Here is a 24,347-nt window from a genome sequence, read left to right on the forward strand (position 1 = left end):
GCCATACCGGCATCTCGCGCATGGGATCGGTCCGCTTACGAAGTGCGCTATACCTACCCGCCGTCGTGGCGCTGACCTACAACCCGGCTATCAAGGCGCAAGCCGAGCGTCTGAAAACCAGGGGGAAGAAAGGTAAACAAACCGTCTGCGCCGCCATGCGCAAGCTGCTGACCATCGCCTATGGCGTGCTCAAATCAGGCAAGCCTTTCGACCCTGCTTTAGCGATTGCACACTGAGGGGCGAAGACGGTATCTACGACGGTGGTACCTTTGCGGGACCGGCCGCGTCTGCAGATCGCCATGGCCGTAAAAGGTCAATCAAGTCGTAGGTTGGGCTGAGCGCAGCGAAGCCCAACAGCTCCTGCCTCTGCGTCGGTCCCGTTGGACTTCGACGAGGGAGCCGTCTCGGCCCACTCTACGCTTCATCGCAACCCAGGCAGCCTGTCGTCAAAGCTCAGCCGAAGGCTTTTTGGGCGCCAGCGGATACAGATCCACCTCGTCCGCCAGCTTGGGCAGCTCGTCGAGGAAGGCGAGGGTGTGTCGCTGGTTGAAGTGGTCGTCCTGGGCGGCGACCGAGATCCAGCGGGCCTGGACCACCCAGACGTCATTGTCCTCGCTACCCTGGAATACCCGATAATCCAGGCACCCCTCGTCGTGCACTGCCACCGCGGCCAGATCCAGCAGGTGGGCGCCCAGCGCCTGGGAACGTTCGGGTTGGGCTCTGAACAGGGTAAGGCTGTGGACGTCCGCCATGGCGTGCAGGTCTCCTGGAGATTCCAGGCTTCGACCCTCCGGGCTGGCGGACGTCGCGGCCGACTCAGCGATTGATCAGGCTGAGGAATTCGGCGCGGGTGGCATCGCTGGCGCGGAACTGGCCGAGCATCACCGAGGTGACCATGGAGGAATTCTGCTTCTCCACGCCACGCATCATCATGCACATGTGCTGCGCCTCGATGACCACCGCAACACCGGCCGCACCGGTGACCTTCTCGATGGCTTCGGCGATCTGCCGGGTCATGTTTTCCTGGATCTGCAGTCGGCGGGCGAACATGTCGACGATGCGTGCCACCTTGGACAGCCCCAGCACCTTGCCCTTGGGCATGTAGGCGACGTGGGCCTTGCCGATGAAGGGCAGCATGTGGTGCTCGCACAGCGAGTAAAGCTCGATGTTCTTGACCAGCACCATCTCGCTGTTGTCCGAGGTGAAGAGCGCCTCGCCCACCACCTCTTCCAGCGTCTGGGTATAGCCGCGGCAGAGGTACTGCATGGCCTTGGCCGCGCGCTTGGGCGTGTCCACCAGCCCCTCCCGGCCGATGTCTTCGCCGAGTCCGGTCAGGATCGAGGAGTAGTGCTGTTCGAGAGACATTTGGGTTCCTGTTTGTCGATAAGGAGGTTGGCGCTCGGATGAGACGTCATCCGAGTCGCGGAGTCACTCGTCGCGACCTTCGAGCATGGTGCGCTTGAGCAACACATAAAGCGAGCCGGTGCCGCCGTGGCGGGGCAGGCAGGAGGTGAAGCCCAGCACCTGGGCGTGCTGGCGCAACCAGGTGTTGACGTGACTCTTGATCAACGGCCGACGCCCATCGACGCGCGCGGCCTTGCCATGGGTGATGCGCACGCAGCGGATTTCCAGGCGGGTGGCCTCGGCAAGAAAGTCCCAGAGGGTCTCCCGGGCTCTTTCCACGGTCATGCCGTGCAGGTCCAGGCTGCCCTCGAAGGGGATCTGGCCGCTCTTGAGGCGCTTCAGCTGGGTGTCCTGGACACCATCGCGGCCCCAGTAGAGTTCGTCTTCGGCGCCTACATCAATGACGAAGGCATCGCTCAGGCCATCCACCCGGGTCGTGGTCGAGGTCCTGGTCGCATCAGCCCGGCGCTGGGCGATCTGGCCCAGGTCGGCGCGTGACTTGCCGGTGTCGGCGCGATCCTGCCTGAGCGGACGGATCCCGCGGGTGAAGTCAGCGAAAGAGGCATCGTCGTCGTGCATGGCGTTCTCCGGTGTAGGACGTCATTCTACCGACGGGTCAAGACTCGTGCAGCAATCGGCTCACCGCGGCCAGCGCGGCCCTTTGCCGCTCGGGCCAGTCGCCGGCGATTTCCAGCACCGGCTGGCCATGGGTCCGCAGCCAGTCCCGGCAGTTGGCGAAGAATGCCAGGCGCTCGGTGAGCTCCGGCTGGCAGCGCTGACCGTCGTCCTGCCAGGCGACGTCGCGCGGGTCGAGCAGCAGATGCAGGTCATGGCGGCGTGCCAGCAGCGCCGGTTCCAGCCAGGCGGGCGCGGCATCGAACAGCAGGCGACTCCACAGCAGGTTGCTCAGCAGATGGGTATCCAGCAGCAGCAAGGCCGGTGCACTGGCCCGCGCCTGGTCTTCGCGACGCAATTGCTCGCGGGCGATGAGCTCCACATCCGCCAGGCTGGTGTCGGTGCCATGCGCCTCGCAGTATTCGCGAACGTACTCGTCGACCCGGACACCGCCGAATCTCTCGCTCAGGATCGTCGCCAGCCAGGATTTGCCACTCGATTCGGGGCCGGTCAGCACCACCACCTTCATCGTGCGGTCGCCAGGGCGCGGCGCCAGTCCAGCCAGCCATAGGCGGCGAGGCCGACAAAGACCGCATAGAGGATCGCGGTGGGGTAGAGGCCCTTGTAATAGAAGAGGCCCACATAGATGACGTCCAGCACGAACCACAGCATCCAGCATTGCAGCCGCTTCTGCGCCATCCAGAACTGCGCGACCAGGCTGAAACCGGTAAGCGCGGCATCCAGCCAGGGCAGGGCGGCGTCGGTATGGGTGCCCATGAGATAGCCGAGGGCAAGACTACCCAGCGCACCTACGGCCAGACCCGTCAGCAGGGGCCTCGCCGCGAGGGAGCTGACCACCCGACCCCGGTGCTGCTGGCCACCCCTCAGCCATTGCCACCAGCCATAGAGCTGCAGCACTGCATAGATGCACTGCAGCAGCATGTCGGAATACAGCTTCACGTCCAGGAAGATCCAGGCGTAGAGCACCACCATCACCAGCCCGATGGGCCAGGCCCAGATGCTCTGGCGGACCGTCAGCCAGACGGCGATCACCCCGAGAACGGCGGCCAGCAGCTCCACAGGCGACATGCCCAGCAGGGTGGTGAGGGACTCCAGAAACGACATGCTTCACATCCGGAAAGATTGGATTTGTCATTGTACGGCACCTAATGGCCGTCTATCGGTCTCTTCAACCGGTCTCGCTCTGGTAAGGTGCCGGGCGCTGACTTCAGCACATGCTGTCTTGGGTACCGCGAAGGGCCATGCCCTGCGGAGCGTCACGGTTCGAACCCCGTTGCCGCCGGAGCCTGCAGCTCCGGCTACCTGCAAATGTTTCACTTGGATGGAGTAATACCATGGACCTATGGAGTGCCTTGCAGGCGCTGATTCTGGGGATCGTCGAAGGCATCACCGAGTTTCTGCCGGTTTCCAGTACCGGCCACCAGATCGTGGTGGCGGATCTGATCGGCTTTCGCGGCGATACCGTCATTGCCTTCAACATCGTGATTCAGTTGGCGGCCATCCTGGCCGTGGTCTGGGAGTACCGCTTCAAGGTCTTCGAGATCGTCACCGACCTGCCGCGCAAGTCCTATGCGCAGCGCTTCACCGGCAATCTGATCGTCGCCTTCCTGCCCGCTGCGGTGCTGGGCGTGATCCTTGGTGATCTGATCCACGAATACCTGTTCAACCCCATCACCGTGGCCTTCGCCCTGGTGATCGGCGGCGTGATCATGATCTGGGCGGAAAAGCGCAAGCATCGCATCCGCGTGGAGGAGGTGGACGACATGCGCTGGCATGACGCCCTCAAGGTCGGCTGCGCCCAGTGCCTGGCGATGATTCCGGGCACCTCGCGCTCCGGTTCCACCATCATCGGCGGCCTGCTATTCGGCCTGTCGCGCAAGGCGGCCACCGAGTTCTCCTTCTTCCTGGCCATGCCGACCATGGTGGGTGCGACGGTCTACTCGGTCTACAAGTACCGCCACATGTTCGTTCCCAGCGATGCGATGATCTTCGCGGTCGGCTTCGTCACCTCCTTCATCTTCGCCATGCTGGCGGTGAAGGCGCTGCTGAAATTCATCGGCAACCACAGCTATGTGGTCTTCGGCTGGTACCGCATCGTCTTCGGACTGCTGATCCTGGCCACCTGGCAATTCGGCTGGATCGACTGGCACGCGGCCAAGGCGGCCGGGTGAAACCCGAGCAGGAACAGCAGAGCCGGCGCAAGCCGGCTCGTGCGGCTACGCAGAACGCGTCCCCCAAGGCCGCCAAGCGGGCAGGGTCGCTGACGCCCTACCAGCAACGCGCGGCCATCGCCCGCCAGGACATGCTGGCGCTGTTGCAGATCGCGGTCTTCATCCTGCCCTCGGTGGGCATGCTGTCCCAGGCCTTCGGCCGCGGGGTGCTCTGGCCGTTGCCGCTCTATCTGGTCGCGAGCATCGTCACCTACCTGCTCTACAAGCACGACAAGCAGCGCGCCCGCGACAAGGGCTGGCGCGTGTCGGAGCGCATGCTGCACCTGGGCGAACTGCTCGGCGGCTGGCCGGGCGCCCTGATCGCCCAGCAGCGATTCCGCCACAAGACCGTCAAGCTGAGCTTTCGGCTGGTGTTCTTCGCCATCGTCGCCCTGCACCAGCTGCTCTGGCTGGATGTGCTCTGCGGCGGCTTTCTGCATCGTCACCTGCCGCTCTAGGGCAGGCGCGGCGGCGCAGGGCCGGATGATGGGCTAGGCTTGGCGGGCGAAAGCCCCCGTTGCCCAGGAGCCCCACGTTGCGAACCCCCTTGTCGATCCTTACGCCTCTCTTCCTGTCCCTGACTCTCGCGGCCTGTAGCCAGAGTCGCGAGACCTCCTTGCCCACGGCTCCCGAGGCCGGTTCCGGTTACCGCCCTGGGTTGACGGCCAGCGCAGCCACCCGGCAGATGGCGGCGGCGGCCAACCCCCTGGCCGCCGAGGCAGGGCAGGAGATCCTGCGCCAGGGTGGCTCGGCCATCGATGCCGCCATCGCCATGCAGGCGGTCCTGACCCTCGTCGAGCCGCAATCCTCGGGAATCGGCGGCGGCGCCTTCCTGCTCTACTGGGACGGTCGCAAGGTCCAGGCCTACGATGGTCGCGAGACCGCGCCGGCGGGCGCCACGGAAAGGCTCTTCCTGCATGCGGATGGTAGCCCCATGGCCTTCGAGGAGGCGCGTATCGGCGGCCGTTCGGTCGGGGTGCCCGGGGTGTTGCGCGCCTTGGAGCTGGCGCATCGCGACCACGGCAAGCTGGCCTGGCAGGTGCTGTTCGAGCCGGCCATCCGCCTGGCCCGCGAGGGTTTCCCGTTGTCGCCGCGACTGCATAACCAGCTTGTGCACGATCCCTTCCTCAAGCAGTCGCCCGGCATGGCCGCGCTGTACCTGGATGCCCAGGGCCAGGTGAAGCCGGTGGGTACCCGGCTGCGCAACCCCGAGTTGGCCGAGACCCTGGCGCTGATCGCCCGGGAAGGCGCCGCGGCGCTCTATCGTGGCGAGCTGGCCAAGGCCATCGCCACGGCGGTGCAGCAAAGCCCCAATCCCGGCAGCCTGAGTCTCCAGGATCTGGCCGGCTATCGAGCCAGGACCCGTACGCCACTGTGCACCGACTACCAGCGCTGGCGTGTCTGCGGCATGCCACCGCCCGCCGGCGGCATCACCGTGGCCCAGACCCTGGGCATCCTCCAGGCCCTGGAAGCCCGTGATCCGGCCTGGGCCCTGGCGCCGCTGCGGCCGGTGCCGACCGCGCTGCCGGCGGGCCAGGAGCCGCGTCCCGAAGCCGTGCATCTGATCGCCGAGGCCGAGCGCCTGGCCTATGCCGATCGTGCCCAGTACGTGGCTGATCCGGAGCTGGTGCCGGTCAATGTCAAGGGCCTGCTCGATCCGGGCTATCTGGCCAGTCGCGCCCAGCAGGTTGGTGAGCGCAGCCTGGGCAAGGCCGCGCCGGGTGTTCCGCCCGGACCGACCCTGGCCTGGGCGCCGGATCGCTCGCCGCTGCGCATCTCTACCTCCCAGGTGGTGGCCGCGGATGCCTGGGGCGGCGCCCTGTCCATGACCACCACGGTGGAGAGCTACTTCGGCTCCCATCTGATGGTGAGGGGCTTCATGCTCAACAATCAGCTGACGGACTTTTCCTTCGTGCCGCAGGAGAAGGGCCTGCCGGTGGCCAATCGGGTGGAGCCGGGCAAGCGACCGCGCTCGACCATGTCGCCGACTCTGGTATTCGATCGCCAGAGCAATGAGCTGCTGGCCGCGCTGGGCTCGCCGGGCGGTTCGCAGATCGCCGGCTATGTGGTCAAGACCCTGGTCGGCCTGCTGGACTGGCAGCTGGATCCCCAGGCGGCGGCGGGCCTGCCGAATTTCGGCAGCCGCAACGGCCCCACCGAGCTGGAGCGCGGCGAGACCACCTCGGCCCTGCGCCAGGCGCTGGAGCAGCGTGGGCATCAGGTGCGCGAGGACGAGATGACCAGCGGCATCCAGGTCATTCGCCGGGTCGGATCTGGCTGGCAGGGGGGTGCCGATCCGCGGCGGGAAGGCGTGGCGCTGGGGGATTAGGCGGAAGCCTGGCGGATAAAGACTCCCTCACCCCAGCCCTCTCCCGGGCGAGGAGGAGGCGATTGGACGGGATAAGGAGCTTCGAAGCAGGTTTGCGGGGAAGAAGACGCCGGACCGGGTGAACGGTCCGGCATCTGCGGCATCACGCCGGCTGGTCGAGTTGCAGCACCCGGGTGGTGCGTTCGCGCACTTCGCGCAGCAGCTCCGGTTCTTCCGCCAGCTTGTGGCCGAAAGCCGGGAACATGGTGCGCAGCTTCGCCTGCCACTCTGCGCTCTGATAACGGCTGGGGAAGCAGCGCTCGACCAGGGTCAGCATGATGGACACCGAGGTGGAAGCGCCCGGGGAGGCGCCCAGCAGGGCGGCGATGGTGCCGTCGCCGGAGGCGACGATCTCGGTACCGAACTGCAGGACACCGCCTTTCTGCGGATCCTTCTTGATGATCTGCACCCGCTGGCCGGCCACTTCCAGGCGCCAGTCCTGCTTGCGCACGGCGGGGTAGAAGGCGCGCAGTTCCTCGACGCGCTGGTCGAAGGACTGCAGCACCTGGCCGACCAGGTAACGGGTCAGCGGCATGTTGTCCCGCGCCACGGCGAGCATGGGGCCGATGTTGCCCGACTTGATTGACTTGGGCAGGTCGAGGAAGGAACCGCGCTTGAGGAACTTGGTGGTGAAGCCGGCGAAGGGTCCGAACAGCAGCGACTTCTTGCCATCCACCACCCGGGTGTCCAGGTGCGGGACCGACATCGGCGGCGAATTGACCCCGGCCAGGCCGTAGACCTTGGCCTGGTGGCGCTCGACGATGTGCGGGTCGTCGCAGCGCAGCCACTGGCCGCTCACCGGGAAACCGCCATAGCCAGCGCCTTCGGGGATGCCCGACTTCTGCAGCAGCGGCAGGGCCGCGCCACCGGCGCCGAGAAAGACGAACTTGGCGATCAGCGTCCGGGTGGCACCCGAACGACTGTCCTCGATGGTCAGGCGCCAGCGCTGGTCGGCCTCGCGGGTCAGGTCCACCACCTTCTGGTTGTAACGGACCTGGGTGCCGGGGCGGGTCTGCAGGTGACCCAGCAGGCTCATGGTCAGGGCGCCGAAGTTGACATCGGTCCCCCCGGCCACATGGGTCGCCGCCACGGCTTCGGTGGCCGGCCGGCCTTCCATCACCAGCGGCATCCACTCGCGCAGCTTGGCGTGATCCTCGGAATACTCCATGCCGTCGAAGCAGGCGTGGTCCTTGAGCGCTTCATAGCGCTTGCGCAGGAAGGCGATGTCCTTGGCGCCATGCACGAAGGACATGTGCGGCACCGGGCTGATGAAGGCACGCGGCGAACCGAAGTGGCCTTCCTCGACCAGGTAGGACCAGAACTGCCTGGAGGCCTCGAACATGCCGTTGATGCTGAGGGCCTTGGTGACGTCGATGCTGCCGTCCGCCTTTTCGGGCGTGTAGTTCAACTCGCAGAGGGCCGCATGGCCGGTTCCGGCGTTGTTCCAGGGGTTGGAACTCTCCGCCGCGCCTACGTCGAGCAGTTCGAGTACCTCGACGGTACTCGTGGGCTCCAGCTCCTTGAGCATGACCGCCAGGGTCGCGCTCATGATTCCCGCGCCGACGAAAACGAAATCCGACTCTTCGTTACCACTGTGCATTCATCGTACTCCTGAGACAGTGTCTCGCTTTACACCTGAGGGAGAGCGGGCGTCGGAGCCCGACCTCGAGTTGGGCAACCCCGAGCTGGCCGCGAACGGACAGGCAGGGGTGGGCAACCGGTAGGGCATGGCAGTCAGTTGCGACAGCAGCCGTCCGGCAATGTTCTGATTTATTGAGTGGGGGCCAAGCGTCCTGGCAGGCCGGCGGAGGCCGGTGCCAGGAGGGGCGATCAGGATGCGACAGGGAACCCGTCGAGCGTGCCGGAAGGGGGCGCTACGTGTTACGAGACGTGGCAGGAGACCCCTGGTCTCCCGGCGCAAACGATAGGTGATGATCGCGGCGATCCTGGTCGAGTACCCGTTTCGGTGCGAAATGATACCTAGGGTAACTGCTTAGGGCACCATCTATTTTGTTCGTGTAGTGGGTGGCGCGACCCACTACACGAACCCTGGGGTCAGCCGTTGATGCCCTGGCTGCGCAGGTAGTCGTCGTAGCTGCCGCTGAAATCGACCACGCCGGTCTCGCTCATGTCGAGGATGCGGGTCGCCAGGGACGAGACGAATTCGCGGTCGTGGCTGACGAAGATCAGGGTGCCCGGATAGTTTTCCAGCGCCAGGTTCAGCGCCTCGATGGATTCCATGTCCAGGTGGTTGGTGGGCTCGTCCATCACCAGCACGTTGGGCTTCTTCAGGATCAGCTTGCCGAACAGCATGCGCCCCTGCTCACCACCGGAGATGACCTTGATCGATTTCTGGATGTCGTCGCTGGAAAACAGCATGCGACCCAGGGTGCCGCGTACCATCTGCTCGCCGCCCTGCGTCCATTGGCCCATCCACTCGAACAGGGTGGCATCGTCAGCGAAGTCCTCGGCATGGTCCTGGGCGAAATAGCCGACATCAGCGCTGTCGGTCCACTTCACTTCACCGCTCTGAGGAGCCATCTCGCCCACCAGGGTGCGCAGCAGGGTGGTCTTGCCAATGCCGTTGGGGCCGATGATGGCGACCCGCTCGCCGGCTTCGATCTGCAGACCCAGACGCTTGAACAGCGGGGTGCCGTCGAAGCCCTGGGTGACGTTTTCCAGGGTCACCGCCTGGCGGTGCAGCTTCTTGTTCTGCTCGAAGCGGATGAAGGGGCTGACGCGGCTGGACGGCTTGACCTCGTCCAGCTGGATCTTGTCGATCTGGCGCGCCCGGCTGGTGGCCTGCTTGGCCTTGGAGGCGTTGGCCGAAAAGCGGCTGACGAATTGCTGCAGTTCGGCGATCTGGGCCTTCTTCTTGGCATTGTCCGACAGCAGGCGCTCGCGTGCCTGGGTGGCGGCGGTCATGTACTCGTCGTAGTTGCCCGGGAACAGACGCAGTTCGCCGTAATCCAGGTCGGCCATGTGGGTGCAGACGCTGTTCAGGAAGTGGCGGTCGTGGGAGATGATGATCATGGTGCTGTTGCGCGCGACCAGGATGCCTTCCAGCCAGCGGATGGTGTTGATGTCCAGGTGGTTGGTCGGTTCGTCGAGCAGCAGCAGTTCCGGATCGGAAAACAGTGCCTGGGCCAGCAACACCCGCAGCTTCCAGCCGGGGGCGACGGCGCTCATGGGGCCGAAGTGCTGGTCCTGGGGGATGCCCAGGCCGAGCAGCAGCTCGCCCGCCCGCGCTTCGGCGGTGTAGCCGTCGTATTCGGCGAACTGCACCTCAAGCTCGGCCACGGCCATGCCGTCGTCTTCGCTCATTTCCGGCAGGGAGTAGATGCGGTCGCGCTCGGCCTTGACCTTGGCCAGCTCGGCGTGGCCCATGATCACGGTGTCGATGACCGTGCAGTCCTCGTAGGCGAACTGGTCCTGGCGCAGCTTGCCCAGGCGCACGTTGGGTTCGAGCATCACCTGCCCGCCGGTGGGCTCGAGATCGCCCCCGAGAATCTTCATGAAGGTGGACTTGCCGCAACCGTTGGCGCCGATCAGGCCATAGCGATGGCCGTTGCCGAATTTGACGGACACGTTCTCGAACAGCGGCTTGGCGCCAAACTGCATGGTGATGTTAGCGGTGGAGATCAAGGGGGGTACCTGTAAGGGGTTTCGGACCGGAGTTCGGCCGCTGTCCGGGCCGGCAGGCGGCCAGGACAGAGCGTTTCGATCGGATGGGCAGAGGTCCAGCGGGCAGGGTCAATGGGCAGCGACGGTGCGCGGCGGCCTGGCTGGGCTGCGGTAAAGGCGGGCGGTGCCCGACATGCCGCCTATTGTGTCATAGCTGCGAGGTCGTTTGTACGGGGCAGGCGGCGGCCGGGTGTCGCTGGACTAGTGGGCGGTCGGGCCGGGAGAGCCAGGGCGTGGTACCACGTTCCAGACCGCGTCGGTCAGTTGATCCAGCGTCCAGGGTTTGTGTAGGAAGGGTATTCCGGACGGAATGTCATTGCGCAGGCCGGTGTAGCCGGACATCAGCACGACGGGCACCCCGGGCCAGCGTTCGCTGACGATCCTGGCCAACTGCACGCCATCGATCACCCCCGGCATCCGCACGTTGGACACCACCACGTTGACCTGCTGCCAATGCCGTTCGAGAAACTGCAGGGCGGCATCGGCAGTGCCAAAGGTCTCCACATGGAAGCCTTCCTGTTTCAGGACCTCACGGACCAGCGCTTGCAGCAGCAACTCGTCTTCCGAAACGACCGCGAGCAGATTCGAGGCGTGAGGGGGGAGAGCGTTGGTTTCCATGGACGGCCTTTCCTGGGTGGAGAATCTTCTCAGTCTAGTCAGGCCTGGACCTTCCGCCTGGCCAATCGCCAGGATGTGCGGCCGCACCTGCTGCCAGGCTTGGCGAATTCTGTCCTGGAAGGTCACCAGCCGCTCTGGCGTACACCAGTCAGTTGCCTGCCATCCGGCGACGTGCGGTAGGGGTCTGGATGAAACATCCGGCCCCGCCGACCTACTAATCTCTGAGACCGACAGGCACAGGAGCCACGGCATGACCCTTTCTCTTTCTCCCGCGCCCGACACCACCTCGCCGCTGGCCCTCTGGCTGGGCGGCGATCAGGCACCGCTGAACGACTCCGACATGGCCGACGAGGAAATCGATACCGAGATCCCCGACGAGGTGGTCGAGAACCTGACCGAACCCGCCAAGCCCCCGGCGCCGATCCCGGATCCTGGTCCGCTGTAGGCACCACAGGAAGCCGGCAGGCGACAGCTGCTTGGTGATGCAGCCGCCGCCTGTCGCTGAGCCGGTCAGCCGCTCAGGCTGGTGTGAGGCCGGGACGCTCACGCAATGCACGGCGGTAGAGCAGGGCGCTAAGGCCCAGGCCAGCCAGGGCCATGAGGCCGGCGAACAGGAAGATGGCACTGAAGCCGAAGCCATTGGCGATGGCACCGGCCAGCGGCCCGGTGATACCGAGCGCCAGGTCCAGGCACAGCGAGTAGGCACCCAGTGCGGCACTGCGATTGGTGGGCGGCACCTTGACGATGGCCTCTACCCCCAGGGCGGGATAGACCAGCGACAGCCCGAAGCCGGCCATGGCCGCGCCGATCAGTGCCATCTGCGGGGTGACTGCCAGCCAGAGCAGCAGCAGGCCCAGGCTCTCGACGGTGAAACAGGCCAGGGCGACCCGAAAGCCACCCAGTTTGTTGATGGTGCCGGCGAACAACAGCCGCGCACAGATGAAGGCTGCGCCGAAGGCAGTCAGGCAGAAGGCGGCATTGGGCCAGCCATTGCTCGCATAGTAGAGCGTGACGAAGGTGGCAATGGCGCCGAAGCCGATGGAGCTCAGCAGCAGGCAGAGACCGAAGGGACTGATGCGCCAGAACACCTTGTGAAAGGGCAGTCGCTCACCGGGAATCACCGGCGCCGGTTCTTTGTTCCAAGCCAGGGCCAGGCCCAGGGCACCCAGCAGCGCGATCGCTACGCCCAGGCTCCACAAGCCGAGGCCGGCGACCATGGCCACGCCCAGCGGCGCGCCGATCGCGAGGGCGCCGTAGGCGGCTATGCCATTCCAGGAGATCACCTTGCTCACGTGCTGCATGCCGACGCTGCCCATGCCCCAGCTCAGGCAGCCGGTGCCGATCAGGGCCTGGGACATGCCGAGGATGACCCGGCCGACGATCAGCAGGCCCAGGCTGAGACCAGGCAGGCTCTGCAGCGAGGTGGCCAGTAGGGTCAGCACGCCGCAGGCGACGCAGCCGAACAGACCGTAGATCACGCCGCGCTTGGCGCCAATGCTGTCGGCCAGCTTGCCGGCCAGGGGCCGGGTGAACAGGGTGGCGAGGTACTGGATGCTGATCGCCAGTCCCGCGATCACCGAGCCGTAGCCGAGATCGTCGTGCACGTAGCCCGGCAGGATCGCCAGCGGCAGGCCAATCGCCAGGAACAGCAGGAAGCTGAAGACGACGATTGAGACGATGCGCAGCGTGATGGCGAGCGAGGTAGCGGGAGGGACTGTCGTGGTCATGGCTGTTCTCGAGAGGACTCGTCGAAACGGCAGAGGAGGCGGACGCTGAGGGCGAGCCCGGCGAGCGCGGCCAGGGCGGCGCAGAGAAAGCTGGCGGCATAGCCGAAGTGGGTGGCCACGGCGCCGATCAGGGGCCCGGTCACCGCCAGCGAAAGGTCGATGAATACCGAATAGCCGGCCAGGGCGGCGCCCCGGTTGGAGGACGGGACCCGCTGCACCGCTTCCACGGCGAGTGCCGGGAATACCAGCGAGAAGCCGATCCCGGTAAGGGCGGCACCCATAAGGGCGGTGGTCACGCTAGGAGCCAGCCAGAGGACCGCCAGACCGACCGCTTCCACCGCCAGGCTGACGATGGCGACGCGAAAGCCGCCGTGGCGGTTGATGGCGTTGGCACAGACCAGGCGTACACCGATGAAGAAGGAACCGAATACGGTCAGGCACAGGGCCGCGCCGCTCCAGCCCTGGCTGGCGTAATAGAGGGTAATGAAGGTCGCCAGGGTACCGAAGCCGATGCCGCCCAGCGCCAGGCCGAGGCCGAAGGGCAGGACCCGACCCAGCACGGTGGTGAAGGGCAGGCGTTCGCCGCGCACCGGGACGATTGGCGGACGGGGTTTGGCGATGCGATAACCCACGGCGGCCAGCCCGATGATGCTGACGCCCATGATCCACAGCCCCAGGGTATCCACCAAGACCACCCCCAGCGGCGCGCCTATGGCCAGGGCACCGTAGCTGGCGACGCCATTCCAGGAAATCACCTTGGCGGTATTGGTCGGGCCGACCCGGCCGATCGCCCAGGAAATGGCACCGGTGCCCGACAGGCTTTCGGCGCAACCCAGCACCAGTCGGCCGAGCAGCAGGGCGGTGAGGCTGACCCAGGGCCAGGCCTGGAGAAGCACCGAGGCCAGCATTAGCACGCCACTGAGGCCGCAGCCGAGCATGCCGTAGAGCACCGACTGCTTGGCGCCCACGGTATCGATGATGCGTCCGGCGTGGGAGCGCGAAAACAGGGTCGCCAGGTACTGACTGCTGATCACCAGGCCGGCGATGATGGAGTTGAAGCCCAGCTGGTCATGCACGTAGCCCGGCAGCACGGCCAGGGGGATGCCGATGGTAAGGTAGGCGATAAAGGTAAAGAGCACCGTGCCCAGGGTAATGCGGGTGGCCAGAGCGGGTGAGGGTGCGGGCGGTAGGCTGGCGGTCGACATCGGACTCGAGAGGTTGTCTGACAATGTGGGATAGATTGCTTTCGTCCGGTAAAGGTCACATGCGATGACATTTTTTGTCCATGCGCGCGAGGAAGCGAAACGAGCGCCAGGTCCTACTTGGGTCGGTTTCCTGCTGTTGGTCGCCATGCCCGGTTGGGCAGCGGAGCGGATCGAATTGCGGATCGGTGGGCAGCGCCTGGCCGTCGAGGTGGTAGCGACACCTGCGCAGCGGGCTCGGGGACTCATGGGGCGACCGCCACTGGGCGCCCGTGAAGGGATGCTGTTCGTCTTTGCCGGGGATGACGAACGCTGCCTGTGGATGCGCGATACCCCCAGCGCATTGGCCGCCGCCTTCATCGACAAGAGTGGCAGGATCCTCAATACCGTCGAGATGCAGCCACTGACCGATACCCATCATTGCTCTAAGGCCCCGGCGCGCTACGCGCTGGAAACCCAAGCCGGCTGGTTTTCAGGGCGTGGGATCAAGCCGGGCGAAGCTGTACAGGGGCTGGAGACGGTCGCGCCTGCCTCCCGATAGTCCTTCGATTTGGTATCGAGATAATTTTATATTTTGTTCTAAATCAATTAGATACGGTTATTTTATAATCTTAATTAGAATCTACTTTTAAGACGTTACCTTAAGTTTTTTACGAATCTGAATTGCTTGGCGACCGCTGTGCGTGCACTGCCGGCTGGCGCTGTAGGGGTGTGCTATACCTCTTCACGTTCTTGGCATAACACCTTGATTACTATTGAATCCAGGCCTCGACACGCCGGTTCTTTACTCGGCCATTGGGCGACAGTCCTGCAACGGGCAGCTGGTCGCCAAGAGAAAGCAATTCGCCGGCAAAGGCCTGCTGGTGACGCAACGCCGTGGCGACCGCGGTGGCTCGCAGGCGTGCCAGCAGGGAGGCGCGTGCCGGATCTTCAGTGGCATCGTTGAAGCCCACCAGAATCAGCTGCCGACCGGCATTTTCCGGCTGGCGCATGAAGGTGGCCAGCCGCTCGACATCACGCAGCGCCTTGTTGTCCAGGCGCGCGCTGCCGGCGGTGAAACGGAAGTTTACGGTGAGGCGCTGCGCCCGGCGCGCCAGTTTGCCGTAGGCCGGTGGCATGCCGCGGGTGCCGTCTATGGTCAGAGGCTCGATGCGCTGGGCGACAAAGCCGCTTTGTTGCACCACCGCCTGACCCGTCGGGGTCTGGCTGAATTCCAGCAGACTCTGCGCCCAGTCCGAACGCTGGGCAGGCGGCGCATAGAGGAAGAGGCGGCGGGCGAGCGGATAGTCTTCGGTGGCGATGCTGGCTTCGCTCGGCGCTATGGCGCGGCCTTCACCGTCGCGCAGGGCGAGCTTTGGCGACCCGGCAGCCGCCGCCAGGCTGGTGAAGCCTATGCCGGCGGGATCCTCGGCCACCCGCTGCGCCAGTTCTTCGTTGGATTCGAAGCGCCTGGCGGCAGCACTCAGGCGTTTGCCGGCAGGACTCAACACCAGCTCGCGAAAGGTGTCGTAGGTGCCCGAGCGATCATCCCGCGCATAGAGTCGGATCGGGCTGGCCTTGCCGCCCAGTTGCTGCCAGTCGCCGATGTCGCCGGAGAAAATCTGCGCCAGCTGCTGCAGATCGAGTTCTCGCAGCGGATTGCCGGGATGCACGATGATCGCCAGGCCGTCCAGGCCGATGACGTACTCCGCCTCCTTGCTGCGCAGGTCACCCAGGCCGGCCAGGGTGTTCACCTCGGCATCGGTGACCGGGCGCGAGGCGGCAGCGAGATCGGCAGTGCCCGCCGCCAGGGCGGTAAAGCCGGTACTGGAGCCATGGGCCGCGATCTGCACGGCCACGCTAGCGCCGTTCGGGGCGCGCGCCACCAGCTGCCATTCGTCCATCACCGCGGTGGGTACCACCTGGGGATCGCGGAAGCCGCGCTCGGCGAGCAGGGCCGCGACCAGGCGCGGACCCAGGCGGGCGTTGATGGTATTGGAGCCCTGCAGGCGCAGGCGGGTGGTTGGGGCGTCGTTGGCCAGCAGGGGGAGAGGCAGCAGCGGAAGCAAGGTCGCGAGCGCCGCTCGCCGCAGCAAGGCGCGACGGAATACCGGAGCAGAGCAGTTCATGGGTCGGCCTCGAGCCTAAGGCGAGGCCGACACCTTAGGGATGTCGCATGACGTCGATGTGACAGGACCTCACGTCAATTCCAGCCAGATCGGCGCGTGGTCGGAGGGTTTCTCCATGCCGCGGATGTCGTAGTCCACGCCGGCGGAGACGATACGCTCCTGCAGGATCCGCGAGGCCAGGATGGTATCGATGCGCAGGCCGCGCTTGGGTTCGTCTTCGAAGCCGCGACTGCGATAGGGGAACCAGCTGAAGCGGTCGTCGACCTCAGGGTGCAGCTGGCGGTAGCTGTCGATCAGGCCCCAGCCGAGCAGCCGCTGCATCCATTCGCGTTCTTCCGGCTGGAAGCTGCAGGCGCCGGTACGCAGCCAGCGCTTGGCGTTGGCTGCGCCGATGCCGATGTCGTGATCCTGGGCGGAGATGTTGAAGTCGCCCATGAGCAGCAAGGGTGTGTCCGGTGAGAAGCGCTCTTCAAGTAGATTCTGAAGATCCGCGTAGAACTTCCTCTTGCCTGGGAATTTTGTCGGGTGGGCAATGTTCTCGCCTTGAGGAAAATAGCCGTTCATGACCACCAGCGGCTGACCCTGGCGATCCGCGAAGACGCCATAGATGAATCTCTTCTGGGATTCTTCACCATCGCCCGGAAAGCCCTTGTGCAACTCCAGCGGCGCCAGGCGTGACAGCAGGGCCACCCCGTAGTGGCCCTTCTGCCCGTGGTAGTGCACGTGATAACCCAGGGCCTCGACCTCAGCCAGGGGAAACTGGTCATCCGCGACCTTGGTTTCCTGAAGACCGATCACATCTGGATCATAGCGTTCGATGATGGCGGAAAGTTGATGAGGTCTTGCGCGCAAGCCATTGATATTGAAGCAAACTACCTTCATGACACCCTCCCGAAACGTGGATGGCCCTAGCCTAGCAGAAAGCTTCTTGCCGAAACGGCCACCTGGCGAACCCTGGCCACTCCCGTTTGTCTCACAGCGCAACGCCCGTTAGCATCCCTGTATGAATAAGCCGAACGCTCTACGCCGCGCCCTGATTGGAATTTGTTGTCTGCACGGCGTGGCCTGGGCGGCACCGGCCGAAGTCAGCGTTCGCGTCCAACCCGCCAACAACGCGTTGCGAGACAACATCCAGGCCTATATCGGCTCGGTCGAGGGACGGGATGTCGCCGGGCTGCAGCGCCTGCGTCCGGCGACGGAACGGCAGGCCGAACAGGCCGCTCAGGCACTCGGCTACTACCACGCGCAGATCGAGACCCGGGTCGAGCCGGGGGAGACGCCACGGCTGGTGGTCGAGGTACGCCCGGGCGAGCCGGTCAGGCTGCGCAACGTCGATATCCGCATCGAAGGTCCGGCGCGCGAGTTGCGCGCCTTTCGCCAGCCGGTTCCGGCCGGGCTCAAGGCGGGCCAGCCGCTGAACCAGGGTCTCTACGAAGACGCCAAGAGCCTGATCCAGAACCAGGCGCAGCGGTATGGCTTCTTTCGTGGCACCTTCACCCAGCATCAGCTGCGTATCGATCCCGCCACCGGCTTTGCCGATATCGCCCTGGTGTTCGCCAGCGGGCCACGCTTTGTCCTTGGCAAGGTGTCCTTCGAAGGGGATGCGCCCTTCGATCCCGATCTGCTCCAGCGCATGGTGCCTTTCGCCCAGGGCACGCCCTACGATTCCGAGCTGATCGCCGACTTCCAGAGCAACCTGCTGGCCAGCGGCTTCTTCGATGGCGCACGGCTCGACACCTATCCCAAGCAGGAAGGCGCCGCCGAGGTGCCGGTGACGGTCACGCTGCGGACCCGCAAGCCACGGACCTTCGGCTTCGGCCCCGGCTATTCCACCGATGTCGGCCCACGGCTGAGATTCACCTGGGAAAACCACTGGCTCAATCCCCAGGGGCACAGCCTGGGTGCGGAAGCGGAGTTGTCGGCGCCACGCCAGAGCATTGCCACCTGGTACGACATTCCCGGGCAGGACCCGATCAATGACAAGTTCCGCTTCGCTGGCGGCTACCAGTACGAGCAGATCGCCAACGACGACTCCCTCAGCCAGTTGCTGACCGTGGGCCCCGAGTGGCATCGCAAGTTTCCCAACGGCTGGGAGCGGGTGCTCTCGCTCAAGTGGCGCAACGAAAGCTATCGGCTGGGTAATGACGAAGGCACCTCCAATCTGGTGATGCCCGGGGTGGATTTCTCCCTGCTGCGCAGCGACAACCGCATCGACCCCAATCGCGGCTACCGCCTGCAATTCGGCATGTCGGCGGCGAAGGAAGGACTGCTCTCGGATGCCAACATGATCCACGCCACGGCGCTGGCCCGTGGGCTGATCACCGTGGGCGACGGGCACCGCTTTCTCGGGCGCCTGCAACTGGGTGGCAACTTCACCAACGGCTACAACAAGGTCCCGCCGTCGCTGCGCTTCTTCGCCGGCGGCGATCAGAGCGTTCGCGGCTACGACTACCAGACCCTGTCGCCGGAAAACGATGAGGGCGACTACGTGGGCGGTCGCTACCTGGTCGCCGGTGGGGTCGAATACCAGTATCCCCTGCGGGACAAATGGCGCCTGGCGACCTTCATCGACCAGGGCAGCGCCTTCAACGACCTCAACAACTACGAACTCAAGACCAGCGTCGGCGTGGGCGTGCGCTGGGTCTCGCCGGTAGGACCGATCCGTGTGGACCTGGCCCACGGTCTCGACGAACCCGGCGGCATCCGCCTGCACTTTTCCATAGGGCCTGAGCTGTGAAGTCGGTAGGCGGTGTCATCCTCGGTGTACTGGCGGCCCTGCTGGGCGCCCTGGCCCTGATGCTGGGTAACGGCAGTATCGGCCGCCTGGTGCTGGATCACGTTCCTGGTCTGACCCTAAGCGATTTCCAGGGTCGCCTCGGTGGCCACTGGCAAGCCCGGCAGCTGGTGTGGGACGGTGGTGCTACCCGGGTGACGGTCGAGGCGCCCGAATTCGCCTGGCGACCCGGCTGCCTGCTCAGATTGCAGCTGTGCATCGATACCTTGGTCGCTTCGCGCATCGCCATCGACCAGGCGCCCAGTCCCGAGCCTACGCCCGAGCAAAACGGGCCCATCCAGTTGCCCAGCCTCGGCTTGCCGCTGGGGGTGCAGCTGGGCGAGGTGCGAATCGGCGAAATCCGCTACAACGGCGCCGAACAGGCTCGCGACCTGGCACTCCAGGCGCGCTGGCAGGCTGAGGGCATCGTCATCGAGCGGCTGGCCGGCCTGGCCCACGGCATCACCCTGGATATCCATGGCCAGCTGCAACCGAGTGGCGCCTGGCCGCTGCAGTTGCAGGGCACCCTGGGTCTGCCCGCGCCGGAGGCCGCGCCCTGGTCGCTGGCGCTCAAGCTGGACGGTGAATTGCAGAAGACCTTGCAGCTGGAGGCTGACAGCAGCGGCTATCTGCCCGGACGCCTGACCGGCACGGTGCAGCCGCTGGTGGAAAACGTCCCGGCCGACCTGCAGCTGGTGGCCGATGGCTTCAAGGCGGCCGCCAGCCTGCCCGATACCCTGCGGCTCAACGATCTCAAGCTGACCGCACGGGGCGACCTGGCCGCGGGCTACGCCCTGGTCGGCCAGGCCCGGTTGCCGGGCAAGGGCGGTCCGGTGGAGCTGAATCTGGATGGCCGCGTCGATGCCCAGGGCGCGCGGATCGCGGCGCTGCGCTTGCAGGCCGCGCCCGAACAGCGCGTGGCACTGGCCGGACAGGTCGACTGGCACCAGGGACTGGCCGCCGATGCCACGCTGGATTGGCGTGATTTCCCCTGGCGGCGGCTGTATCCCATGGCGGAGCCACCGGTGAGTCTGCAGCGCCTGCAAGGCGAGGTGGCCTACCGGGACGGCGCCTACCTGGGCAATCTCAAGGCCGCCGCCACCGGCCCGGCCGGCGCCTTCACCCTGGCCACCCCCTTCAGTGGCGACACCACCCAGCTCAATCTGCCATCGCTGGATCTCCAGGCTGGCCAGGGGCGGGCGCAGGGCAAGGTCAATCTGGGCTTCACCGACGGCGTCAGCTGGCAGGTGGCCCTGGACCTGAGCCGCCTCGATCCGGCCTTCTGGGTAGCCCAGCTGCCCGGCAGCCTGGGCGGTCCGCTGCGCAGTTCGGGCGCCTTCAAGGATGGGCGCCTGCAGCTGGATGCCGATCTGGACCTCAAGGGTCGACTGCGCAACCAGCCGGCCGTGCTGGCGGCCAAGGCCAAGGGCGCCGGCGAGCAGTGGCAGGTATCCGAGCTCGACATTCGCCTGGGTGACAATCGGATTCAGGGGCAGGGCGCCCTCGACCAGCGTCTGCGAGGTCAGCTCCAGCTGGACCTGCGCCGCCTGGCCCAGCTCTGGCCCGACCTTTCCGGAAGCGCCCAGGGCCGCCTGGACGTGGCCGGGACCCTCAAGGCCCCTGCCGGTCAGTTGCGCCTCAACGGTCGCCAGCTGGCCTATGCCGACAACCGCATCAGCAGCCTCGCGCTGGCCGCCAACCTGGATGATCGCCAACGCGGCACCCTGGACCTTACCGCCCAGGGGCTGCAGGCCGCTGGTCGTGATTTCGGTGTCCTGCGCCTGCAGGGGCAGGGTGATCGTCGTCAGCAGCAGGCGGATCTCTCGCTTAAGGGGTCGCAACTGAACCTGATGCTCGCAGCAGGTGGCACGCTGGCCGACAACGGGGACTGGAAGGGTCAGCTGGCGCGTGGCTCGGTCGCCGCCAGTGGCCAGAACTGGTCGCTGCAGAGTCCGGCACGCATCGAGCGCCTGGTCGACGGGCGCCTGGAGCTGGGCCGCCACTGCTGGCGTTCCGGTGCGGCCAGCCTCTGTGGCGACGATCAGCAACTGCTACCCGATACCCGCCTCGCCTGGCACCTGCGCGCCTTCCCGCTCGCCAGTCTGCAACCGCTGCTACCGCCGGAGCTGGCCTGGCAAGGCACCCTCGACGGCGACGTCGACCTGCGCCTGCCCAAGGCCGGACCCGATGGCGAAATCCGCCTCCAGGCCGGGCGCGGCAGCCTCAGGCTGCGCGACACTGCCGGTCAGTGGCAGACCTTCAGCTACGACAGCCTGGACGTCACCAGCGCCCTGAAGCCGCAGCAGGTCGACACCCAGGTGCACCTGGCCAGTGCCGATCTGGGCCGGCTCGACGTCCAGGCCCGGCTGGATCCCCGTGATCCGAGCCAGGCACTGACCGGTCGTTTCCAGTTGCAGGGCCTGAATCTGGCCCTGGGCAAGGCCTTTGTCGAAGGCATCGAACACCTCGAAGGCAAGATCAATGGCGCCGGCGAACTGGGAGGGACGCTGCTGCAACCGCGTGTCAATGGTCAGCTCCAGCTCAGCGGTGGCGACATCGGCGGTGGCAGCGTGCCAACGCGCCTGCAGGATCTCGGTCTGACCGCCCGCATCCAGGGCGATAGCGCCGTGCTCGATGGCGGCTGGCGCAGCGGACCCCCGGGGCGTGGCCAGATCCGGGGCAGCGTCGGCTGGGCCAATGGCCTGGACGTCAACGTGGCGGTCACCGGCGACAGGCTGCCGGTCAACGTCGAGCCCTATGCCCAGCTGGAAGTGGCGCCCAATCTCAAGATCCTGATGAAGGATGGTCGTCTGGCCCTGGCCGGCGAGGTGCGGGTGCCGCGCGGGCGCATCCGGGTCCAGCAGCTGCCGCCGTCCACGGTCAAGGTGTCGGACGATGCGGTCATCGTCGGCCAGGAAGCGCCCGCCAGGCAGCAGCCGATGCAGATCGCCATGGACGTCGATGTGCTGGTCGGTTCCGACAAGCTCACCTTCGATGCCTTCGGCCTGTCCGCCGAAATCGTCGGCAAGGTGCATATCGGCGACAATCTCGACACCCGCGGCGAGCTGAATCTACGCAACGGACGCTACAACGCCTACGGCCAGCGCCTGACCATGAGACGCGCCCGGCTGTTCTTCCAGGGCCCCATCGCCCAGCCCTATATCGACGTGGAAGCCGTGCGGGTGGTGCAGGAGAAAAATGTCACCGCGGGCCTGCGGCTCTCGGGCTTTGCCCAGCAGCCCCGTATCGAGGTGTTTTCCGAGCCGAGCATGAGCCAGGAGCAGGCGCTGGCCTACCTGGTCCTGGGCCGCCCGCTGTCCAGCGGCAGCGAAGGGGACAACAACGTGCTCGGCCAGGCGGCGCTGGCCCTGGGCCTGGCCGGCAGTTCCGGCACCGCGGGTGCCCTGGCGCAGCGGTTGGGCATCCAGAACTTCCAGCTGGATACGGCGGGTTCGGGGGACAAGACCAGCGTGGTGGCCTCGGGCAACCTGACCGACAGGCTGTCGGTGCGTTATGGGGTCGGGGTGTTCGCTTCGGCGAACACCGTCGCCCTGCGCTACCAGCTCACCCGGCGGCTCTATCTGGAGATCGCCAGCGGTCTCGCCAATTCCCTGGATTTCTTCTATCGCCGCGATTTTTGAAGCCGGGGCGCGTAACGCTTTGATCGCCTGCGGAAAACGTGTTTACTCCCTGTCCCGTCTCATGAGAAAGGAGCAGTTCATGGCAACCGTCAATTTGCGTGGCAACCCGGTCGACGTGCAAGGCAGCCTGCCGCAGCCTGGGCAACAGGCCCCGGCCTTCAGCCTGGTCAATGGTGATCTGCAGGACGTCACCCTGGCCAGCCTCGCCGGCAAGCGCAAGGTGCTCAACATCTTCCCCAGCGTCGATACCCCGACCTGCGCGACCTCGGTACGCAAGTTCAACTCCGAAGTCGACAAGCTGGATAACACCGTGGTGCTGTGCATCTCCGCCGACCTGCCGTTCGCCCAGAAGCGTTTCTGCGGCGCTGAAGGCCTGGAGAAGGTCGTGAACCTCTCCACCCTGCGTGGTGCCGAATTCCTCCAGGACTATGGCGTCGCCCTGGCCAGTGGTCCGCTGCAAGGCCTGGCCGCCCGCGCCGTGGTCGTGCTGGACGAGCAGGACAAGGTGCTGCACAGCGAGCTGGTGCCCGAGATCGGCCAGGAGCCGGATTACGCGGCGGCACTCGCCGTTCTCGGCTGATCGCCGACGACCCAACGCCCAGTGCGGTGGGTGCTTCGAAACGGGCAGGCGCCTCTCGTGCCTGCCCGTTTTGCTTTAGGTAAAAACGCAGTAAAGGGGCTGGTTAGCCGTCTCGCTACTGCTTATCTTCCGTCTTTCCCAGCGTGTACGTATTCTCGATGTCCGACTCTTCGCCTCGCTCTTCCTCCCGTCGCCGACTGGTCTGGCTGCTCGTCCTCGTGGCGCTGGCGGCCGCGGGTGGCTGGTATTGGTATCACCAGCACGGACAGAAGGGCGAGGCCGCCGCCGGCAAGGGCGCGCGCTCGCCCTTCGGCATGACCGGTCCGACTCCGGTACGGGTGGTGGCGGTGGAGCAGCGCAGCTTTCCCATCGTGCGCAAGTCCATCGGTACGGTGACGGCCCTCAATACCGTCAATGTGCGCACCCGGGTCGCCGGCGAGCTGGTACGCGTCGCCTTCGACGAAGGCCAGAAGGTCAAGGCCGGCGACCTGTTGGCCACCATAGATCCACGACCCTATCAGGTGGCGCTGCAGCAGGCCGAAGGCACCCTGCAGCAGAATCAGGCGCAGCTGCGCAATGCCGAGCTGGACCTCAAGCGCTACCAGGGTCTGTTCCGTGAAGACAGCATCGCCAAACAGACGCTGGATACCCAGGAAGCCCTGGTCAACCAGTACCGCGGCACCCTCAAGAACAGCCAGGCGGCGGTGGCCGATGCCAAGCTGAATCTGGCCTTCACCCAGATCAAGGCGCCCATCGCCGGGCGCGTCGGCCTGCGCCAGCTCGACGGCGGCAACCTGCTGTCCGCCAACGACAGCACCGTGGTGGCCGTGATCACCCAGACCCAGCCGATCTCGGTGGTCTTCACCCTGCCGGAAAGCCAGCTCGGCGAGCTGCTCAAGCGCGCCCGCGCCGGCCAGACCCTGGCGGTCGAAGCCTGGGATCGCGGTGGCTCGCGCAAGGTCGCCGATGGCACCCTGCAGAGCTTCGATAACCAGATCGACACCGCCACCGGCACCCTCAAGTTCCGCGCCCGCTTCGCCAACGGCGACGAGGCGCTGTTCCCCAATCAGTTCGTGACCGTACGGGTGCGCGAACAGGTGCTGGACCAGGCGCTGGTGGTGCCTTCGGCAGCCATCCAGTTCGGCTCCAATGGCACCTTCGCCTACGTGGTGGGGCCCGACAACAAGATCCAGGTGCGCAGCCTCAAGCTGGGCCCGGATGACGGCAGCCTGACCGTGGTTACCGAAGGCCTGGCCGCTGGCGACCGGGTGGTGACCGAAGGCACCGATCGGCTGCGCGAGGGCAACGAGGTGGAGGTGGTCACCGGGGCTTCGGCGGCGCCCAGCGAACCGGCCAAGCCGGCGGTACGCAAGCCCGGCAAGACCCAGGGCTGATC

The 24,347-nt window shown here is 65.8% G+C and carries 21 protein-coding genes and 1 pseudogene; 10 read left to right on the forward strand and 12 right to left on the reverse strand.

Translation table 11 applies throughout. From position 1 onward, the window contains the following. Window positions 1-236 (forward strand): annotated as a pseudogene (locus PVZ72_RS06670) (IS110 family transposase); the annotation flags it as partial. A gap of 210 nt (window positions 237-446) precedes the next feature. Here the strand turns inward: PVZ72_RS06670 and PVZ72_RS06675 are convergent. The 5 genes from PVZ72_RS06675 to pnuC form a co-directional block, all read right to left on the reverse strand. Further along, entirely contained in the window at window positions 447-752 is a 306-nt protein-coding gene (locus tag PVZ72_RS06675; protein WP_273861499.1) for a putative quinol monooxygenase, read from the reverse strand. A 64-nt stretch (window positions 753-816) separates the two neighbouring features. Next, window positions 817-1,365 (reverse strand): GTP cyclohydrolase I FolE, encoded by a 549-nt coding sequence (gene folE, locus PVZ72_RS06680; protein WP_133863117.1) that lies wholly within the window; start codon window positions 1,363-1,365, stop codon window positions 817-819. Window positions 1,366-1,428: 63 nt separating this feature from the next. Then, window positions 1,429-1,983 (reverse strand): Smr/MutS family protein, encoded by a 555-nt coding sequence (locus tag PVZ72_RS06685; RefSeq protein ID WP_187979345.1) that lies wholly within the window; start codon window positions 1,981-1,983, stop codon window positions 1,429-1,431. A gap of 37 nt (window positions 1,984-2,020) precedes the next feature. Beyond that, window positions 2,021-2,548: an AAA family ATPase gene (locus PVZ72_RS06690; protein WP_273861500.1), complete on the reverse strand. Its 528-nt coding sequence runs from the start codon at window positions 2,546-2,548 to the stop codon at window positions 2,021-2,023. Then, entirely contained in the window at window positions 2,545-3,108 is a 564-nt protein-coding gene (gene pnuC, locus PVZ72_RS06695; RefSeq protein ID WP_273861637.1) for a nicotinamide riboside transporter PnuC, read from the reverse strand. The genes PVZ72_RS06690 and pnuC overlap by 4 nt, the downstream gene beginning before the upstream one ends. Window positions 3,109-3,374: 266 nt before the next feature. Between pnuC and PVZ72_RS06700 the strand changes: the two genes are divergently transcribed. From PVZ72_RS06700 to PVZ72_RS06710, 3 genes are all read left to right on the forward strand, one after another. Beyond that, complete coding sequence (locus tag PVZ72_RS06700) at window positions 3,375-4,211, forward strand: undecaprenyl-diphosphate phosphatase (RefSeq protein WP_158896727.1); 837 nt, start codon at window positions 3,375-3,377, stop codon at window positions 4,209-4,211. Continuing rightward, on the forward strand, window positions 4,208-4,708 hold the full coding sequence (locus PVZ72_RS06705; protein ID WP_273861501.1) for a DUF1294 domain-containing protein: 501 nt from the start codon (window positions 4,208-4,210) through the stop codon (window positions 4,706-4,708). Before PVZ72_RS06700 ends, PVZ72_RS06705 begins: the two co-directional genes overlap by 4 nt. Window positions 4,709-4,785: 77 nt before the next feature. After that, a complete protein-coding gene (locus PVZ72_RS06710) occupies window positions 4,786-6,579 on the forward strand; it encodes a gamma-glutamyltransferase family protein (RefSeq protein ID WP_443218237.1) in 1,794 nt (597 codons plus the stop codon). 142 nt (window positions 6,580-6,721) lie between these two features. Here the strand turns inward: PVZ72_RS06710 and mqo are convergent, their stop codons facing one another. From mqo to PVZ72_RS06725, 3 genes are all read right to left on the reverse strand, one after another. Continuing rightward, window positions 6,722-8,218, reverse strand: a complete 1,497-nt coding sequence (gene mqo, locus PVZ72_RS06715; protein WP_187979341.1) for a malate dehydrogenase (quinone) — start codon at window positions 8,216-8,218, stop codon at window positions 6,722-6,724. Between the two features lie 455 nt (window positions 8,219-8,673). Then, window positions 8,674-10,263: an ABC-F family ATPase gene (locus PVZ72_RS06720; RefSeq protein ID WP_187979340.1), complete on the reverse strand. Its 1,590-nt coding sequence runs from the start codon at window positions 10,261-10,263 to the stop codon at window positions 8,674-8,676. Window positions 10,264-10,503: 240 nt separating this feature from the next. Then, entirely contained in the window at window positions 10,504-10,920 is a 417-nt protein-coding gene (locus PVZ72_RS06725; RefSeq protein ID WP_273861502.1) for a response regulator, read from the reverse strand. Window positions 10,921-11,170: 250 nt separating this feature from the next. On the opposite strand from PVZ72_RS06725, the gene PVZ72_RS06730 reads away from it, so the two are divergent. Beyond that, window positions 11,171-11,365 carry a hypothetical protein gene (locus PVZ72_RS06730; protein ID WP_273861503.1) on the forward strand — a complete coding sequence of 65 codons (195 nt, stop codon included), beginning with the start codon at window positions 11,171-11,173 and terminating at the stop codon, window positions 11,363-11,365. Between the two features lie 73 nt (window positions 11,366-11,438). On the opposite strand, the gene PVZ72_RS06735 is transcribed toward PVZ72_RS06730, so the two are convergent. Then, window positions 11,439-12,647, reverse strand: a complete 1,209-nt coding sequence (locus PVZ72_RS06735) for an MFS transporter (RefSeq protein WP_273861504.1) — start codon at window positions 12,645-12,647, stop codon at window positions 11,439-11,441. Then, window positions 12,644-13,852: an MFS transporter gene (locus PVZ72_RS06740; RefSeq protein WP_187979335.1), complete on the reverse strand. Its 1,209-nt coding sequence runs from the start codon at window positions 13,850-13,852 to the stop codon at window positions 12,644-12,646. The genes PVZ72_RS06735 and PVZ72_RS06740 overlap by 4 nt, the downstream gene beginning before the upstream one ends. A 145-nt stretch (window positions 13,853-13,997) precedes the next feature. Here PVZ72_RS06740 and PVZ72_RS06745 point away from each other — a divergent pair, with 145 nt between their 5' ends. Continuing rightward, window positions 13,998-14,390: a DUF192 domain-containing protein gene (locus PVZ72_RS06745; protein ID WP_273861505.1), complete on the forward strand. Its 393-nt coding sequence runs from the start codon at window positions 13,998-14,000 to the stop codon at window positions 14,388-14,390. A gap of 211 nt (window positions 14,391-14,601) precedes the next feature. On the opposite strand, the gene PVZ72_RS06750 is transcribed toward PVZ72_RS06745, so the two are convergent. Together PVZ72_RS06750 and xthA are read right to left on the reverse strand one after the other, a co-directional pair. Beyond that, the gene (locus PVZ72_RS06750) at window positions 14,602-15,957 is read right to left on the reverse strand and encodes a substrate-binding domain-containing protein (RefSeq protein WP_187979333.1); all 1,356 of its coding nucleotides are present in this window, start codon (window positions 15,955-15,957) and stop codon (window positions 14,602-14,604) included. Between the two features lie 69 nt (window positions 15,958-16,026). Next, a complete protein-coding gene (gene xthA / locus PVZ72_RS06755) occupies window positions 16,027-16,839 on the reverse strand; it encodes an exodeoxyribonuclease III (protein ID WP_187979332.1) in 813 nt (270 codons plus the stop codon). 121 nt (window positions 16,840-16,960) lie between these two features. Between xthA and PVZ72_RS06760 the strand changes: the two genes are divergently transcribed. The 4 genes from PVZ72_RS06760 (at window position 16,961) to PVZ72_RS06775 (ending at window position 24,345) form a co-directional block, all read left to right on the forward strand. Beyond that, window positions 16,961-18,694 (forward strand): autotransporter assembly complex protein TamA, encoded by a 1,734-nt coding sequence (locus PVZ72_RS06760; protein WP_273861506.1) that lies wholly within the window; start codon window positions 16,961-16,963, stop codon window positions 18,692-18,694. Further along, the gene (locus PVZ72_RS06765) at window positions 18,691-22,371 is read left to right on the forward strand and encodes a translocation/assembly module TamB domain-containing protein (RefSeq protein WP_273861507.1); all 3,681 of its coding nucleotides are present in this window, start codon (window positions 18,691-18,693) and stop codon (window positions 22,369-22,371) included. Before PVZ72_RS06760 ends, PVZ72_RS06765 begins: the two co-directional genes overlap by 4 nt. Window positions 22,372-22,450: 79 nt before the next feature. After that, window positions 22,451-22,951, forward strand: a complete 501-nt coding sequence (gene tpx, locus PVZ72_RS06770) for a thiol peroxidase (protein ID WP_273861508.1) — start codon at window positions 22,451-22,453, stop codon at window positions 22,949-22,951. 158 nt (window positions 22,952-23,109) lie between these two features. Continuing rightward, window positions 23,110-24,345, forward strand: a complete 1,236-nt coding sequence (locus PVZ72_RS06775) for an MdtA/MuxA family multidrug efflux RND transporter periplasmic adaptor subunit (RefSeq protein ID WP_133863099.1) — start codon at window positions 23,110-23,112, stop codon at window positions 24,343-24,345. Window positions 24,346-24,347: the final 2 nt, after the last annotated feature.

Source organism: Pseudomonas sp. LA5 (genome assembly GCF_028640825.1).
GTDB classification, from domain to species: domain Bacteria; phylum Pseudomonadota; class Gammaproteobacteria; order Pseudomonadales; family Pseudomonadaceae; genus Chryseomonas; species Chryseomonas aestiva.